Annotated in this window: 15 protein-coding genes and 5 tRNA genes; 19 read left to right on the top strand and 1 reads right to left on the bottom strand. The window is 32.6% G+C overall.

Annotated elements, in window-relative coordinates; all coding sequences use genetic code 11:
- The first annotated feature begins 10 nt into the window (after positions 1-10).
- The 3 genes from CPIN17260_RS07465 to CPIN17260_RS07455 are packed head-to-tail and all read left to right on the top strand — an operon-like array spanning position 11 to position 1,762.
- Positions 11-526: a DUF5416 family protein gene (locus tag CPIN17260_RS07465; protein WP_069632242.1), complete on the top strand. Its 516-nt coding sequence runs from the start codon at positions 11-13 to the stop codon at positions 524-526.
- Positions 523-1,146, top strand: a complete 624-nt coding sequence (locus CPIN17260_RS07460; RefSeq protein ID WP_069632243.1) for a helix-turn-helix transcriptional regulator — start codon at positions 523-525, stop codon at positions 1,144-1,146. Before CPIN17260_RS07465 ends, CPIN17260_RS07460 begins: the two co-directional genes overlap by 4 nt.
- Positions 1,139-1,762, top strand: coding sequence for a transglutaminase-like cysteine peptidase (locus tag CPIN17260_RS07455; RefSeq protein ID WP_069632244.1), 624 nt, complete (start codon positions 1,139-1,141; stop codon positions 1,760-1,762). Before CPIN17260_RS07460 ends, CPIN17260_RS07455 begins: the two co-directional genes overlap by 8 nt.
- On the opposite strand, the gene CPIN17260_RS07450 is transcribed toward CPIN17260_RS07455, so the two are convergent.
- On the bottom strand, positions 1,759-1,995 hold the full coding sequence (locus CPIN17260_RS07450) for a flagellar biosynthesis protein (RefSeq protein WP_069632245.1): 237 nt from the start codon (positions 1,993-1,995) through the stop codon (positions 1,759-1,761). The genes CPIN17260_RS07455 and CPIN17260_RS07450 overlap by 4 nt on opposite strands.
- Before the next feature lie 149 nt (positions 1,996-2,144).
- On the opposite strand from CPIN17260_RS07450, the gene CPIN17260_RS07445 reads away from it, so the two are divergent.
- The 16 genes from CPIN17260_RS07445 to modB all read left to right on the top strand — a co-directional run bounded on the left by CPIN17260_RS07445 (position 2,145) and on the right by modB (position 16,668).
- Positions 2,145-2,220: transfer RNA gene (locus CPIN17260_RS07445), tRNA-Thr, on the top strand.
- 58 nt (positions 2,221-2,278) lie between these two features.
- Positions 2,279-2,363: transfer RNA gene (locus CPIN17260_RS07440), tRNA-Tyr, on the top strand.
- A gap of 8 nt (positions 2,364-2,371) precedes the next feature.
- Positions 2,372-2,448: transfer RNA gene (locus CPIN17260_RS07435), tRNA-Gly, on the top strand.
- 123 nt (positions 2,449-2,571) lie between these two features.
- Positions 2,572-2,646 (top strand) — tRNA-Thr (locus CPIN17260_RS07430).
- Between the two features lie 72 nt (positions 2,647-2,718).
- Complete coding sequence (gene tuf, locus CPIN17260_RS07425) at positions 2,719-3,918, top strand: elongation factor Tu (protein WP_078406190.1); 1,200 nt, start codon at positions 2,719-2,721, stop codon at positions 3,916-3,918.
- A 58-nt stretch (positions 3,919-3,976) separates the two neighbouring features.
- Positions 3,977-4,135, top strand: a complete 159-nt coding sequence (rpmG, locus tag CPIN17260_RS07420; protein ID WP_069632247.1) for a 50S ribosomal protein L33 — start codon at positions 3,977-3,979, stop codon at positions 4,133-4,135.
- 12 nt (positions 4,136-4,147) lie between these two features.
- Positions 4,148-4,223, top strand: a tRNA-Trp gene (locus CPIN17260_RS07415).
- 16 nt (positions 4,224-4,239) lie between these two features.
- Positions 4,240-4,419: a preprotein translocase subunit SecE gene (gene secE, locus CPIN17260_RS07410; RefSeq protein WP_069632248.1), complete on the top strand. Its 180-nt coding sequence runs from the start codon at positions 4,240-4,242 to the stop codon at positions 4,417-4,419.
- An 11-nt stretch (positions 4,420-4,430) separates the two neighbouring features.
- The gene (gene nusG / locus CPIN17260_RS07405; protein ID WP_069632249.1) at positions 4,431-4,961 is read left to right on the top strand and encodes a transcription termination/antitermination protein NusG; all 531 of its coding nucleotides are present in this window, start codon (positions 4,431-4,433) and stop codon (positions 4,959-4,961) included.
- A gap of 11 nt (positions 4,962-4,972) precedes the next feature.
- Complete coding sequence (rplK, locus tag CPIN17260_RS07400; RefSeq protein WP_069632250.1) at positions 4,973-5,398, top strand: 50S ribosomal protein L11; 426 nt, start codon at positions 4,973-4,975, stop codon at positions 5,396-5,398.
- Between the two features lie 65 nt (positions 5,399-5,463).
- Positions 5,464-6,165 carry a 50S ribosomal protein L1 gene (gene rplA, locus CPIN17260_RS07395; RefSeq protein WP_078387995.1) on the top strand — a complete coding sequence of 234 codons (702 nt, stop codon included), beginning with the start codon at positions 5,464-5,466 and terminating at the stop codon, positions 6,163-6,165.
- A 99-nt stretch (positions 6,166-6,264) separates the two neighbouring features.
- A complete protein-coding gene (rplJ, locus tag CPIN17260_RS07390) occupies positions 6,265-6,750 on the top strand; it encodes a 50S ribosomal protein L10 (protein WP_069632252.1) in 486 nt (161 codons plus the stop codon).
- Positions 6,751-6,768: 18 nt separating this feature from the next.
- A complete protein-coding gene (rplL, locus tag CPIN17260_RS07385; protein ID WP_069636338.1) occupies positions 6,769-7,140 on the top strand; it encodes a 50S ribosomal protein L7/L12 in 372 nt (123 codons plus the stop codon).
- A gap of 112 nt (positions 7,141-7,252) precedes the next feature.
- Positions 7,253-11,392 (top strand): DNA-directed RNA polymerase subunit beta, encoded by a 4,140-nt coding sequence (gene rpoB, locus CPIN17260_RS07380; protein WP_078387994.1) that lies wholly within the window; start codon positions 7,253-7,255, stop codon positions 11,390-11,392.
- Positions 11,385-15,893, top strand: a complete 4,509-nt coding sequence (gene rpoC / locus CPIN17260_RS07375; protein WP_078387993.1) for a DNA-directed RNA polymerase subunit beta' — start codon at positions 11,385-11,387, stop codon at positions 15,891-15,893. Before rpoB ends, rpoC begins: the two co-directional genes overlap by 8 nt.
- 97 nt (positions 15,894-15,990) lie before the next feature.
- Positions 15,991-16,668: a molybdate ABC transporter permease subunit gene (modB, locus tag CPIN17260_RS07370; RefSeq protein ID WP_069632256.1), complete on the top strand. Its 678-nt coding sequence runs from the start codon at positions 15,991-15,993 to the stop codon at positions 16,666-16,668.
- The last annotated feature ends 4 nt before the right edge of the window (positions 16,669-16,672 follow it).

Genomic DNA, 16,672 nt, shown 5'->3' with positions numbered 1-16,672 from the left:
ATGGTGTAGGATGTCTAATATTGCTTATTATGATAAAAATTTTAATGATTATAGCTTGATTGCTAATGATGATTATGATTTATTGATATTAAAGGGCAATAATGTTTGTGATATAATAAATTCTGATATAGAAAAATTAGTTTTTAAAGATTGTGAAAAAGAAATTTCTGAATTTTTAGACAGATATAATGAATTTTTTTTGTTTAGAGATGAAGTTAAGCTTGATGATTTTAAAGATAGAGTTTATTTGCTTAAATTGATTTTAAAAGGTTATGATGAAAACCATGATAGACTTGAATTTGATATGAAAAGTTTAAATTTAAAATCACCTTATAGATATTCTATAACAGACAAAAGCATAGATATCAATGTTAATGTTGATAACGATTTTTGTAGTGTAAAAGAATTTCTTTATACTATAAAATATAAATTTTTAAATCCTTGCGATAAAAGTGTGTTTTTGTATATTAATGGGGATTTGATTTATGACAATCAAATAAAAAATATAGGGAGTTATATAGTATGAAAGTTATTCTATTTACAAAAAACAATTCGCTTTATAATTTATGGATGAGTTATAATATATCGCAAGATACATTGATTTTGACTAATATTAATGAATTTTTAAAACAAATAAAACTTAATAAAGATGCTATATTTTGTATCGATTTAGATTCGCTAGATAACTCTAATGATTTTATTAAAAATATAATTGAAAACAATCAAGATATAAAAATTCTTGCTCTTTCAAACGAACCAAAATTTACAAAAGGCAAAACACTTTTATCTTATGGTATTAAGGGTTATGCAAACTCACATATGAGAGAAGTGCATTTTGTAGATGCAATAGATACTATAAAAGATCGAAAGGTTTGGTTATATCCTGAGTTTATACAACAAATGATAGGAGAAATTGTTGATAATACAAATGATATTCAAATAGCAAATACTCATTTATTAAAAGAACTTACAGATAGAGAAATCCAAATAGCCGAGTTTGTTCAACAAGGGTTGAGTAATAAAGAAATATCAGAAAAGACAGATATAACACTAAGAACCGTAAAGGCTCATGTTGCATCTATCTATAATAAAATGGGTGTAAAAGATCGCATAGGACTTGTTTTATTAATGCAAAAAAATGTTTAAGTTTATAGTTTTATTTTTTGCTTTTATTTATGTTAATGCTTATGAGTTAAGTAATAAAAATTTATCTCTTTGTGGCTCCGATATTCGTTGTAAAAATATTTTAAATCACTATACTAAATTTATGAATAAGACAAAAAATGAAACTTTTGATAGAAAATTAGAGCTTGTAAATTCTTATATAAACACAATAATGCCACGTTATGATGATTTTTATAATAAAAATATTGATACTTGGAGTACAAGGAGTGAGTTTTTAAGAACTGGTGGTGGCGATTGTGAAGAGTATGCTATAAGTAAACAAGAAAGCCTTAAAGATTTAGGCATTAAAAATAATAGTTGTCTTTTAGTTGTTGAGGAAAAAATGATAGGTGGTTATCATATGGTTTTGGCTTTATGGAAAAAGGATGGAGAAGAACCAGTTATTCTTGATAATCTTAGTTTTAGAATTTTACCAATTTCTCAAAGATATGATTTAAAACCAATGTATTGTTTGATGAATGGAAAATACTACAAATTTAAAAATCATGGTAAACATCTAGAACCAATTAATATTAGAATAAAAAGCTACGAGAAACTGTTACAAAAACAAATTAAAGAGCAATTCTGGAACAATTAATCCTCTATATCTATATCTATTTTTGTAATATTTTGTTTATTTGTTTCTATACTATGCTTATTTTTTTCTATTAGTAGCCTATTTTTTTCTATTAAATCTTTATTTTCTGCTATGTTATTTTTGTTTTGGTCTATTAATTTTTCAAGTATTTTTATCTTTCTTTCATATTTAGTACTTAGGTAATATACTATATAAGCAAGTATTATTATTATAATCCATGGTAAAAATTTCATTATTTCCTCGCATGTTTTTATTAAATTTTGTTGTATTATAGAGTTCTAAAATTTAAAATACGGTTAAAAAAATATATTATTTTAAATAAAAAATAAAACAACTCTTGACATTTATTTTTTTTTGAGCTATAATTCACTTTTCAAAACAAGCTGGTGTAGCTCAGATGGTAGAGCTACTGCCTTGTAAGCAGTAGGTCGGCGGTTCGATTCCGTTCACCAGCTCCATTTATTTTTAATAGAAAATAACAGTGTTTGACCAGAATACAAAGCATAATATTAATAGGGTGAGATACTCAAGTGGCCAACGAGGGCAGACTGTAAATCTGCTGACTATGTCTTCCGTGGTTCGAATCCACGTCTCACCACCATGCTATTTGCGGGAGTAGCTCAGTTGGCTAGAGCATCAGCCTTCCAAGCTGAGGGTCGCGGGTTCGAGTCCCGTTTCCCGCTCCAAAGATAAACTTGGATATTAACTGGGAGCTGTAAGGTATTTTTTATCTGCAATTCAGTTATATCCTATATAAGTTTTTGGTTTAATTTGTATTTTTATATGTCGTCTCTGCCAAGAGTTTTAACGCTCATATGGCTCAGAGGTAGAGCACTTCCTTGGTAAGGAAGAGGTCGCGGGTTCAAGTCCCGCTATGAGCTCCACGGTTTATACGATATAGTTTAAAATATACAAATTTTAGTTTTAAAAGTCACATAATTATAATGGAGGACAAGATGGCTAAAGAAAAATTTTCACGCAACAAGCCACATGTAAATATTGGTACTATAGGTCACGTTGACCATGGTAAAACTACTTTGACAGCTGCTATTTCTGCTGTTCTTTCAAGACAAGGTCTTGCTGAGCTTAAAGATTATGATAATATAGATAACGCTCCAGAAGAAAAAGAGCGTGGTATAACTATCGCTACTTCTCACATTGAGTATGAAACAGAAAATCGTCACTATGCTCACGTTGACTGCCCAGGTCACGCCGACTATGTTAAAAACATGATTACTGGTGCTGCTCAAATGGACGGTGCTATTTTGGTTGTTTCTGCAGCTGATGGCCCTATGCCACAAACTAGAGAGCACATTCTTCTATCACGCCAAGTTGGTGTTCCATATATAGTTGTATTTATGAATAAAGCTGATATGGTTGATGACGCTGAACTTCTTGAATTAGTTGAAATGGAAATCCGTGAACTTCTAAACGAATATAGTTTCCCTGGCGACGATACTCCAATAGTTTCAGGTTCTGCTTTAAAAGCTTTAGAAGAAGCAAAAAATGGTACAGATGGAGAGTGGTCAGCTAAGGTTATGGAATTAATGGCTGCAGTTGATAGCTATATTCCAAATCCAGTTCGTGATACAGATAAAGATCTACTTATGCCTATAGAGGACGTATTCTCTATTTCTGGTCGTGGTACAGTTGTTACAGGTAGAATAGAAAAAGGTGTTGTTAAAGTTGGTGACACTATTGAAATCGTTGGTATTAGAGACACTCAAACAACAACTGTTACAGGTGTTGAAATGTTTAGAAAAGAGATGGATCAAGGTGAAGCTGGCGATAACGTTGGTGTATTATTAAGAGGAACAAAAAAAGAAGATGTTGAGCGTGGTATGGTTTTATGTAAGCCAAAATCTATAACTCCTCATACAAAATTCGAAGGTGAAGTTTATATCCTAACTAAAGAAGAAGGTGGAAGACACACTCCATTCTTTAACAACTATAGACCACAATTTTATGTAAGAACAACAGACGTTACAGGTTCTATTACACTTCCTGAAGGAACTGAAATGGTTATGCCTGGCGATAACTTAAAAATTAGTGTTGAGCTTATAGCTCCTATCGCTCTTGAAGAGGGAACACGTTTTGCTATTCGTGAGGGTGGTAGAACTGTTGGTTCTGGTGTTGTTTCAAAGATACTAGCATAATAATATTATATATGAGTGAAATAATTTATTTCACTCATAATTTTTTTAAGGATTTTTTATGAGAATTAAAGTAGGTTTAAAATGTGTTGAAAGTGGAGATATAAACTACAGCACAACTAAAAATAGTAAGACTATGACAGAAAAGTTAGAATTAAAAAAATATTGTCCAAGACTTAAAAAGCATACTGTTCATAAAGAAGTTAAGCTAAAGAGTTAGTATAATTCTGTTAGGGCAATAGCTCCAACGGTAGAGCGCTGGATTCCAAATCCAATGGTTGGGGGTTCGAATCCCTCTTGCCCTGCCATAAGTTAAGGTATAATATGGAAAAAATAATAAATTATATAAAGCTTTCTAAAGCTGAGATTTTGAAGGTTATATTCCCAACAAAAGAGCAAATTAGAAATGCTTTTATTACTGTTTTTATTGTTGTAACTGTGGTATCACTTTTTTTAGCAATAATCGATGCCTTAATGGCTTTTTCTCTTTCTAGTTTGATATAGGAGTGTTTGTAATGGCTCATAAATGGTATGCTATTCAGACATATGCTGGAAGTGAAATGGCTGTAAAAAGAGGTATAGAAAATTTAGTTAAAGAGCATGGTATAGAAGATCAGCTTAAGGAAGTTATAGTTCCTACTGAGGATGTTATAGAAATTAAAAATGGAAAGCAAAAGATAAATGAGAGAACTCTTTATCCTGGATATGCTTTTGCTCATTTAGATTTAAATACATCTTTGTGGCATAAGATTCAATCTTTACCTAAGGTTGGAAGATTCATAGGTGAATCAAAAAAACCAACACCTTTAACCGAAAAAGATATTAATACGATTTTAGAAAAAGTTGAAAAAAGAGCAGCTCCTAAACCAAAAATTTATTTTGAGGAAGGGGAAAATGTTCGTATAACTGAAGGCCCTTTTGCAAATTTTATAGGTGTTGTTGAAGAGTATGATATGATACACGGAAAACTTCGTTTAAATGTTTCTATATTTGGAAGAAGTACACCGGTTGATATTTTGTATTCACAAGTTGAGAAGATAATTTAAGGAGAAGGTTTATGGCTAAAAAAGTTATAGGCGAAATAAAATTACAGATTGCTGCTACTAAAGCAAATCCTAGCCCACCTGTAGGTCCAGCTCTTGGACAAAGAGGTGTTAACATAATGGAGTTTTGTAAAGCTTTTAATGAGAAAACTAAGGATATGGTTGGTTTTAATATACCAGTTGTTATTACAGTTTATGCAGATAAGAGTTTTACATTTATTACAAAGCAACCGCCAGCAACAGATCTTATTAAAAAAGCTGCCGGTATTACAAAGGGAACAGATAATCCTTTAAAAAATAAAGTTGCAAAGATAACTAAAGCTCAAGTTCTTGATATAGTTGAGAAAAAAATAGCTGATTTAAATACAAAAGATAGAGAGCAAGCTGCTAAGATTATAGCTGGTTCAGCTCGTTCTATGGGTGTTGAAGTTATAGATTGATAAAAGCCTAAACCGCCGGGTTGATTTTCAGTAGGCGGAAGCACTTTAAAATGCGGAGATATTTTATGGGAAAAACTACTAAAAGATTTGAAGAATTATTGAAAAAAGTTGACAATACTAAAACATATAGTTTAGCCGAAGGTGTTGAAACTGTTAAAAATTTAGCTTCTGCTAAATTTGATGAAACAGTAGAGATTGCATTAAAATTAAATGTTGATCCAAGACATGCTGATCAAATGGTTAGAGGTTCTGTTATTTTACCAGCCGGAACAGGAAAAACTGTTCGTGTTGCTGTTATAGCTAAAGATGCTAAAGCAGACGAGGCTAAAAATGCAGGTGCAGATATAGTAGGTTCTGATGATTTGATAGAAGATATTCAAAAAGGTGTTATTAATTTTGATGTGCTGATTGCTACACCAAATTTAATGGGTCTTGTTGGAAAAGTTGGTAGATTATTAGGGCCTAAAGGTTTAATGCCTAACCCTAAAACAGGAACAGTTACTATGGATGTTGCACAAGCTATCAATAATGCAAAAGGTGGACAGGTAAATTTCCGTGTTGATAAACAAGGAAATATACATGCTGGTATAGGCAAAGTTAGCTTTACTAAAGAGCAAATACTTGATAATGCAACAGCATTTATTAAAGCTATTAATAAACATAAGCCATCTGCTGCTAAAGGTAGATATGTTAAAAATGCTAAATTGTCATTGACAATGAGTCCATCTGTTACTCTTGATACTCAAGAAGTTATAGATTTAAAATAAAATAATTTAATTTTTTATCTTAGATTAGAGAAAGTAGAGGCTTAAAAGCTTAATTGTTCGACCCTCTCTACTGAAATCGCTGGTCGGAAAGGAGAAGAAGTGACACGTAGCAAAAAATCTGAAGTTATATTAGGTTTAGAAAACGAATTTAAAGAAGCACAAGCTATAGTTGTTTGTGATTATCGTGGTTTAAATGTAAAAAAACTTGAAGTATTAAGAAATTCTGCTAGAGAGCAGGGTGTTAAGGTTCAAGTTATAAAAAATACACTTGCTAATATAGCATTAAATAATGTTAATAAAGATGGTCTTGAGCTTAAAGATACAAACATATATGTTTGGGGTGAAGATCAACTATCTGTAACAAAAGTTGTTGCTAAATTTGAAGAAAATAATAGTGATCTTTTTAAAATCAAATTAGCACATATAGACGGTGAAGTTACAGATGCAAATAAAGTTAGAGCATTGTCTAAAATGCCTAGCCGTGATGAACTTATTGCAATGCTTTTGCAAGTTTGGAATGCGCCAATTCAAAATTTTACAATTGGATTAAATGCGCTTAAAGAAAAAAAAGAACAAGCAGTATAAAAAATTAGGAGAAAAATAATGGCAATTACTAAAGAAGATGTATTAGAGTTTATATCTAATCTTTCAGTTTTAGAACTTAGTGAATTAGTTAAAGAATTTGAAGAAAAATTTGGCGTTAGTGCTGCACCTGTTATGGTTGCTGGTGCTGCTGGTGCTGCTGGTGAAGCAGCTGAAGAGAAGACAGAATTTAATATTGTTCTTCTTGACTCTGGTGATAAGAAAATCAACGTTATTAAAGTTGTTAGAGCTCTTACAGGTCTTGGCCTTAAAGAAGCTAAAGATGCAGTTGAAGCAACTCCATCTGTTCTTAAAGAAGGTGTTAGTAAAGATGAAGCTGAAGCAGCTAAAAAAGAGCTTGAAGAAGCTGGTGCTAAAGTGGAGCTTAAATAATTTTAATATTTATGAAAATTCCCATAAGAGAGCCTTTGCTCTCTTATTTTAAATTTAGATGCCTTATAAAAGGCTCAATACTTTTCTTTCAAAATTACCACGAGGTAGATCAATGTTAAATAGTTTATACTCAGGAAATCGATTAAGAGTTGATTTTTCGGATGTTGTCAAAGAGATAGATGTTCCTAACTTATTACAATTGCAAAAAAAAAGCTTTGATAATTTTTTAAATTTAGATAATTCACAAACAGAAAGTGGAATAGAAAAAGTTTTTAGATCAATTTTTCCTATACATGATGCACAAAATCGTTTAAGTTTGGAATATGTTAGCTCAGAAATAGGAAAACCAAAATACACAATAAGAGAATGTATAGAGAGAGGTCTTACATACTCTGTTAATTTAAAAATGAAAATTCGTCTAATAGTTCATGAAAAAGATGAAAAAACTGGCGAAAAAATTGGTATAAAAGATATAAAAGAACAAGAAATTTTTATACGTGAAATTCCACTAATGACAGATAGAATTTCATTTATAATAAATGGTGTTGAACGTGTTGTTGTAAACCAATTGCACAGAAGCCCAGGAGTTATTTTCAAACAAGAAGAAAGTTCAACAGTTGTAAATAAATTAATATACACAGCCCAAATTATACCTGATAGAGGTTCTTGGCTGTATTTTGAATATGATACAAAAGATGTTTTATATGTAAGAATTAATAAACGTAGAAAAGTGCCTGTTACTATATTATTTAGAGCACTTGGTTATAAAAAACAAGATATAATTAAATTATTTTATCCTATACAAACTTTAAATATTAAAAATAATAAATTTTTAACCCCTTTTAATCCAGATGATTATGTAGGCAGGGTTGAATATGATATTAAAGATGAAAATGGAAATGTTGTTCATCAAGCTGGAAAAAGATTAACTAAGAAAAAAATAGATAAATTGATAGAAGATGGTCTTAAAACCGTTGAATATCCTATTGAAGGACTGATTGGTAGATATCTTGCAAGCCCTCTTGTAAATGCTGAAAGCGGAGAGGTTCTTTATGATACATTATCTCAACTTGATGAAAATAAACTTATAAAAATCGTAAATGAATACACAGAGATGGAGATAATAAATAACTCAGCCTTAGGTGTTGATGATGCAATCATTAACTCATTTATTGCTGATTCTGAAACTTTAAAACTTCTTAAGCAGTCAGAAGGTATTGATGATGAAAATGATTTATCTGCTATAAGAATTTATAAAGTTATGAGACCTGGCGAGCCTGTCGTTAAAGAGGCTGCTAAAACTTTTGTTAATGATATTTTCTTTAATCCTGAAAGGTATGATTTAACAAGTGTTGGTCGTATGAAAATGAATCATAAGCTTGGTATAGATGTTCCAGAATATGTTTCTGTTTTGACAAATGAAGATATATTAAAAACAGCTAAATATCTTATTAAAGTTAAAAACGGACAAGGCCATATAGACGACAGAGATCACCTTGGTAACCGTAGAATACGTTCAATTGGAGAATTATTAGCCAATGAACTTCATCTTGGTTTTGTTAAAATGCAAAAAGCTATTCGTGATAAATTTACAGGCCTTAGTAACAATATCGATGAAGTTATGCCTTATGATTTAATTAATCCTAAAATGATAACTGCAACTATTATGGAATTCTTTACAGGTGGACAACTTAGTCAGTTTATGGATCAAACAAACCCACTTAGCGAAGTAACACACAAAAGAAGATTGTCTGCACTTGGTGAAGGTGGTTTGGTTAAAGAGCGTGCTGGATTTGAGGTGCGTGACGTTCATCCTACACACTATGGAAGAATTTGTCCTGTTGAGACCCCAGAAGGTCAAAACATAGGTCTTATAAACACACTTTCTACTTATGCTAAGGTTAATGATCTTGGTTTTGTTGAAGCACCTTATAAAAAAGTTGTTGATGGCAAAGTGATTGATGAGATAGTTTACTTAACTGCTACACAAGAAGAAAATAATGTAATTGCTCCGGCATCAACGGCTCTTGATGAAAATGGATATATTATAGAGGATTTACTTGAAGTTAGACGAGATGGTGAGATGATGCTTGCTCGTCGCGAAGAGGTTACTCTTATAGACTTATGCTCTGGTATGATAGCTGGTGTTGCTGCTTCTTTAATTCCTTTCTTAGAACACGATGATGCTAACCGTGCTTTGATGGGTTCAAACATGCAAAGACAGGCTGTGCCTTTGTTGCAAGCTACTGCCCCTATTGTTGGTACTGGTATGGAAAGTGTTATTGCTCGTGATGCTTGGGAAAATATCAAAGCTAAACGTGGCGGTATTGTTGAAAAAGTTGATAATAAAAATATATTTATATTAGGCGAAGATGAAGCAGGTCCATTTATAGATCACTACTCTCTTGAAAAAAATCTTAGAACAAACCAAAACACTACTTTTTCTCAACATCCTATCGTAAGAAAAGGCGAAGAGATAAAAGCTGGTCAAATTATAGCCGATGGTTCTAGTATGGAACTAGGCGAACTTGCTATAGGTAAAAATGCTTTAATAGCTTTCATGCCTTGGAACGGATATAACTATGAGGATGCTATTGTTATAAACGAAAGAATGATTCGTGAAGATGCATTTACAAGTGTTCATATTTATGAAAAAGAGATAGAAGCTAGAGAGCTTAAAGATGGCGTTGAAGAGATAACAAAAGATATACCAAATATAAAAGAAGAAGATTTATTACATCTTGATGAGAGCGGAATTGTCAAGATAGGTACCGAAGTAAAACCAGGTATGATTTTAGTTGGTAAAGTTTCTCCAAAAGGTGAAGTAAAACCAACTCCAGAAGAGCGTTTATTGCGTGCTATTTTTGGAGAAAAAGCAGGACATGTTGTAAATAAATCACTTTATGCTACAGCTTCTATGGAAGGTGTTGTTGTTGATGTTAAAATTTTCACAAAAAAAGGTTATGAAAAAGACAATAGAGCAAACCAAGCTTATGAAGATGAAAAAGCTGAATTAGAAAAAGAACATCATGATAGACTTTTAATGCTTGATAGGGAAGAGATGTTAAAAGTTACATCTTTATTGTCAAAAAATCCTTTGGCTGCAGAACAAGTTGTAAACAAAAAAGAGTATAAAAAAGGTGATATTATAGATAAGGTTGAGTTTGAAAATATTAACCGTTTTACTTTAAACTCAATAGTTAAAAGTTTTTCTAAAGAAATTCAAAAACAATATGAAGAGTTAAAAAATCACTTCCAAAATGAAAAGAAAAAACTAAAAGAAGAACATGACGCTAAGATAGAAATTTTAGGCAAAGATGATATTTTGCCTAGTGGTGTTGTTAAACTTGTTAAAGTTTATATAGCTACCAAGAGAAAACTAAAAGTCGGTGATAAAATGGCTGGTCGTCACGGTAATAAAGGTATTGTTTCAAATATAGTTCCAGAAGTTGACATGCCATATCTTCCAAGTGGCCAGATTGTAGATATAGTCTTAAATCCACTTGGTGTTCCAAGCCGTATGAATATAGGTCAAATTTTAGAAAGTCACTTGGGTCTTGTTGGATATCGTTTGGGTGAGCAAATAGCTGAAATTTTTGAAGACAAAAAAGGTGAATGGGTAGCTAATTTAAGGGCTAAAATGATAGAAATAGCAAGTGTTTCTAGTCTTATGAGTGCCGAAAAAGCACTAAATGCTTTAAGTGATGAAGAACTTATTAAGTATGCTAGAGATTGGAGCAAAGGTGTTAGATTTGCTACTCCTATCTTTGAAGGTGTAAAACCAGAAGAATTTGCAAAACTTTTTGAAATGGCTAAGATTGATAGTGATGGTAAAACTGAACTTTATGATGGAAGAACTGGTTCTAAGATAAGAGAAAGAGTTAATGTTGGTTGTATGTATATGCTAAAACTTCACCATCTTGTTGATGAAAAAGTGCATGCAAGAAGTACAGGGCCTTATAGCTTGGTTACTCAGCAACCAGTTGGCGGTAAAGCACTGTTTGGTGGTCAAAGATTTGGAGAGATGGAGGTTTGGGCGCTTGAAGCTTATGGAGCAGCTCATACACTTCGTGAAATGTTAACAGTTAAATCAGATGATATAGAAGGAAGATTGTCAGCTTACAAGGCGTTGACTCGTGGTGAAAATGTTCCTGAGACAGGAATTCCTGAAACATTTTTTGTTCTTACAAATGAGTTAAAATCATTGGCACTTGATGTTGAGATATATGATAAGGATGAATCAGATGAATGAGTTAAAACCTATTGAGATAAAAGAAGAGCAAAGACCTCGTGATTTTGAGGCCTTTCAACTTCGTTTGGCTAGCCCTGAGAGAATTAAATCTTGGAGCTACGGAGAGGTAAAAAAACCAGAAACCATAAACTATAGAACTTTAAAACCTGAGCGTGATGGTCTTTTTTGTGCAAAAATTTTTGGCCCTATTCGTGATTATGAGTGCCTTTGTGGAAAATACAAAAAAATGCGTTACAAAGGCATCAAGTGCGAAAAATGTGGTGTTGAAGTAACAAGTTCTAAAGTTAGAAGATCACGTATGGGTCACATAGAATTAGTAACTCCAGTTGCTCATATTTGGTATGTTAACTCTTTGCCAAGCAGAATAGGTACATTGCTTGGCATAAAAATGAAAGACTTGGAGCGTGTACTATACTATGAAGCATATATAGTTGAAACTCCAGGAGATGCTTTTTATGATAATGAAAATACAAAAAAAGTAGAAAAATATGATGTTTTAAATGAAGAGCAATATCAGCTTTTGTTGCAACGTTATGAAAATAATGGTTTTTCTGCAAGAATGGGTGGTGAAGTTATTCACGATATGCTTGCAGATCTTGATTTAACTGATATTTTATTTAACCTTAAAGCAGATATGGAAACTACAAATTCAGAGGCTAAGAAAAAAAGTATCGTAAAACGCCTAAAAGTCGTTGAAAGCTTTTTGAACTCTGGCAACCGCCCTGAATGGATGATGATAACCAATTTACCTGTTTTACCACCTGACTTAAGACCTCTTGTTAGTCTTGATGGTGGAAAATTTGCTGTATCTGATGTAAATGACTTGTATCGTAGAGTTATAAATAGAAATAGTCGTTTAAAGCGTTTAATGGAACTTGATGCACCTGAGATTATTATTAGAAATGAAAAAAGAATGCTTCAAGAAGCTGTTGATGCTTTATTTGATAATGGTCGTCGTGCAAATGCCGTAAAAGGTGCAAATAAACGCCCGCTTAAATCTCTTTCTGAAATAATTAAAGGAAAACAAGGACGTTTCCGTCAAAATCTACTTGGTAAACGTGTTGACTTTTCTGGTCGTTCAGTTATTGTTGTTGGACCAAAGTTAAGAATGGATCAGTGCGGATTGCCTAAAAAAATGGCACTTGAATTATTTAAGCCACATTTATTAGCTCGTCTTGAAGAAAAAGGATATGCTACAACTGTAAAACAAGCTAAAAAAATGATAGAAGACAAAACTAATGAAGTTTGGGAGTGCCTTGAGGAGGTTGTTAAAGACCACCCGGTTATGTTAAACCGTGCACCTACGCTACATAAATTGTCAATTCAAGCATTCCACCCTGTTTTGGTTGAAGGTAAAGCTATACAGTTGCACCCTCTTGTTTGTGCTGCATTTAATGCCGACTTTGATGGTGACCAGATGGCTGTTCACGTTCCACTTAGTCAAGAAGCTATATCAGAATGCAAAATACTTATGCTTAGTTCTATGAATATCTTGCTTCCAGCAAGTGGTAAGGCTATAACAGTTCCTTCACAGGATATGGTTTTGGGAATTTATTACCTAAGCTTGCAAAGAGATGATGTTTTGGGTGCAAATAAAATTTTTGCTAGTGTTGATGAAGTTATGATAGCGGAAGAAGCACACTCTTTAGGCTTGCATGCTAAGATAAAAACAATAGTTGATGGACGTACTATATTTACAACTGCTGGTAGACTTATACTTCGTTCTATTATACCTAACTTTGTTCCTGAAAATTTATGGAATAAGGTTATGAAGAAAAAAGATATATCAGCATTGGTTGATTATGTTTATAAAAATGGTGGATTAGAAGTTACAGCTGAGTTTTTAGATAAACTTAAAAATTTAGGTTTTAGATATGCTACAAAGGCTGGTATTTCTATATCTATTGCTGATATTATTGTTCCTGAAAATAAACAAAAACTTATAGATGAAGCTAAGAAAAAAGTTCGCGACATACAAAAACAATATGGCGGTGGTTTATTAACAGATTCTGAAAGATATAATAAAATAGTTGATATTTGGACAGATACAAATAACTCTGTTGCTAGTGAGATGATGAACCTTGTTAAAAATGACAAAGGTGGATTTAACTCAATTTATATGATGGCAGACTCCGGTGCTAGGGGTAGTGCAGCTCAGATTCGTCAGCTTGCTGGTATGCGTGGTCTTATGGCAAAACCTGATGGCTCTATTATTGAAACACCTATTGTTTCTAACTTCCGTGAAGGTCTAAATATGATGGAATACTTCATTTCTACCCACGGTGCTAGAAAAGGTCTTGCAGATACTGCACTAAAAACAGCAAATGCTGGTTATCTAACAAGAAAACTAATAGATGTTGCTCAAAATGTTAAGGTTACTATGCATGATTGTGGTACTCACGAAGGTGTTGAAATAACTGAAATAACTGAAAATGGTGAGCTTATAGAAAGCCTTGAAGAAAGAGTTCTTGGTAGAGTTTTAGCTGATGATGTTATTGACCCTATAACAAACGAAATTTTATTTAGTGAAGGTACTTTGATGGATGAAGAGAAGTCAAAAGTGCTTAGCGAATCAGGAATCAAAGCGGTTAGTATAAGAACTCCTATAACTTGTAAAGCTGGAAAAGGTGTTTGTGCTAAATGTTACGGTATAAACCTAGGTGAGGGTAAATTGGTTAAGCCAGGTGAGGCTGTCGGTATTATCTCAGCTCAGTCTATTGGTGAGCCAGGAACGCAACTTACTCTTAGAACATTCCACATAGGTGGTACTGCTTCTACTGAACAGCAAGACAGACAGATAGTAGCTCAAAAAGAGGGCTTTATAAGATATTATAATCTAAATACTTATGAAAATAATGGAAAGATTATAGTAGCTAATAGAAGAAGTGCTGCTGTGCTTTTAGTTGAGCCAAAAATAAAATCTGCCATAAGTGGTACTATAGAGATAGAAACAGCTCACGAAGATATAAACGTAACAGTTAAGAATAAAAAAGAAGAAGTTAAATACACCATAAGACGTGGCGATTTAGCTAAACCTAACGAACTTGCTGGTGTAAGTGGAAAGATAGAAGGAAAGCTTTATATTCCTTATTCTAACGGTGATGAAGTATCTGAAAATGAAAGTATAGTTGAAGTTATTAAAGAGGGATGGAATGTTCCAAATCGTATTCCTTTTGCAAGTGAACTTAAAATACAAGATGGTGAACCTGTAACACAAAAGATATTAGCTGGTGCTGAAGGAGCTATAAAATACTTTATTCTAAAAGGTGATTATCTAGATAGAGTAAAAGATATTAAAAAAGGTCAAAAAGTAGAGCAAAAAGGCTTGTTTGTAATAGTTTCTGATAAAGATGGAAGAGAGGCTGTTAGACATTATATTCCTAGAAATTCTATAATAGAACTAGATGATAATTCAAATGTGTCTACAAGCAGTGTAGTAGCCCTTCCTGATAGTAATGATAAGCTTATTATTGCCGAGTGGGATCCTTATTCTACTCCTATTATTGCTGAGGAATCAGGTGTTGTTAGTTTTGAAGATATAGAACCTGGATATAGTGTATCAGAGCAATTTGATGAAGCAACAGGTCAAAGCCGTTTAGTTGTAAATGAATATCTTCCAAGTGGTGTTAAGCCTACTATTATAGTAGCTACTAAAAATGGTGGCTTGATAAGATATCAATTAGACCCTAAAACAGCTATATTTGTTTCAGATGGGGCTAGTGTAGCTCAAGCTGATATTTTAGCGAAGACTCCAAAAGCTGTTGCTAAGTCAAAAGATATTACCGGTGGTCTTCCTCGTGTTAGTGAGTTGTTTGAGGCAAGACGTCCTAAAAATACAGCTGTTGTTGCTGAGATTGATGGTGTAGTTAGATTTGATAAACCTCTTCGTTCTAAGGAGAGAATTATTATTGAAGCTGAAGATGGGGCAAGCGCTGAATACTTGATAGACAAAACACGTCAAATTCAAGTAAGAAGTGGCGAGTTTGTTCATGCTGGTGAAAAACTAACAGATGGCCTTATATCAAGTCATGATATACTAAGAATACTTGGTGAAAAAGCATTGCACTATTATTTGATAAGTGAAATTCAGCAAGTTTATCGTAGTCAAGGTGTTGCGATAGCTGATAAACATATTGAAATAATAGTTTCTCAAATGTTGCGTCAGGTTAAGATAGTTGATAGTGGAAACACTAACTTTATAATTGGAGACCTTATCTCTAGAGCTAAGTTTAAAGAAGAAAACGAGCGTATTATGAGAATGGGTGGAGAGCCTGCTATCGCAGAACCTGTATTGCTTGGTGTTACTAGGGCGGCCATTGGAAGTGATAGTGTTATATCTGCTGCTTCTTTCCAAGAAACCACAAAGGTACTGACAGAGGCCTCTATTGCAGCTAAATTTGATTATTTAGAAGATCTAAAAGAAAACGTTATACTTGGTCGTATGATTCCTGTTGGAACAGGTTTATACAAAGACTATAATGTAAAAATAAAAGCTCTTTAATTTTTTAGCCAACTCTTTTTTTGAGTTGGCTTTTTAAACCACAATTTATGATCTATGATGTAAAATATAAAAAAATAATTTTACATTTGGATCTTTTATGTTTGGTATAGATTTTTCCCCTTTTTATGTATCGTTAAAACTCTCTTTGATTACTACTTTTATTTTATTTGTAGTAGTTACACCTTTGGCATATTTTTTTGCAAGAGTTGATTTTAGATTTAAACCATTTTTTGAATCTCTTGTTTCGCTTCCTTTGGTATTACCACCTAGTGTGCTTGGGTTTTATCTATTGCTTTTTTTATCTCCATATTCTACTTTTGGAAAATTTATAGAAAGCACTTTTGATATTCGCTTAGTTTTTAATTTTTATGGTTTGGTTGTTGCTAGTTGCATTTACTCCTTGCCTTTTATGTTTTCACCACTTCAATCTGGTTTTTCAAATTTAAAAAATAATCTTTTTGAAGCAAGTTATTCTCTTGGTAAAGGTAAGCTTGCAACTCTTTTTTTTGTTGCCTTGCCAAACATAAAATCAAGTTTACTTACAGCTTTAGTTATAAGTTTTGCTCATACTATGGGCGAGTTTGGGGTTGTTTTGATGATAGGCGGAAGCATAGGAGATGAGACTAGGGTTGCTAGTATAGCGATATTTGAGTCAGTTGAAATGCTTGATTATGATAAAGCAAATATATACTCTATGTGTATGCTTGTGTTTAGTTTTAGTATTTTATTTTTGTTATACTTTTTAAATTTAAAGACAAAAAATAATTTTAAATAAAAGG

The organism is Campylobacter pinnipediorum subsp. pinnipediorum (assembly GCF_002021925.1).
In the GTDB taxonomy this organism is placed as follows: Bacteria; Campylobacterota; Campylobacteria; order Campylobacterales; family Campylobacteraceae; genus Campylobacter_A; species Campylobacter_A pinnipediorum.
Note: the sequence above shows the minus strand (reverse complement) of the source record. Positions and strands in the feature narration are given on the sequence as shown.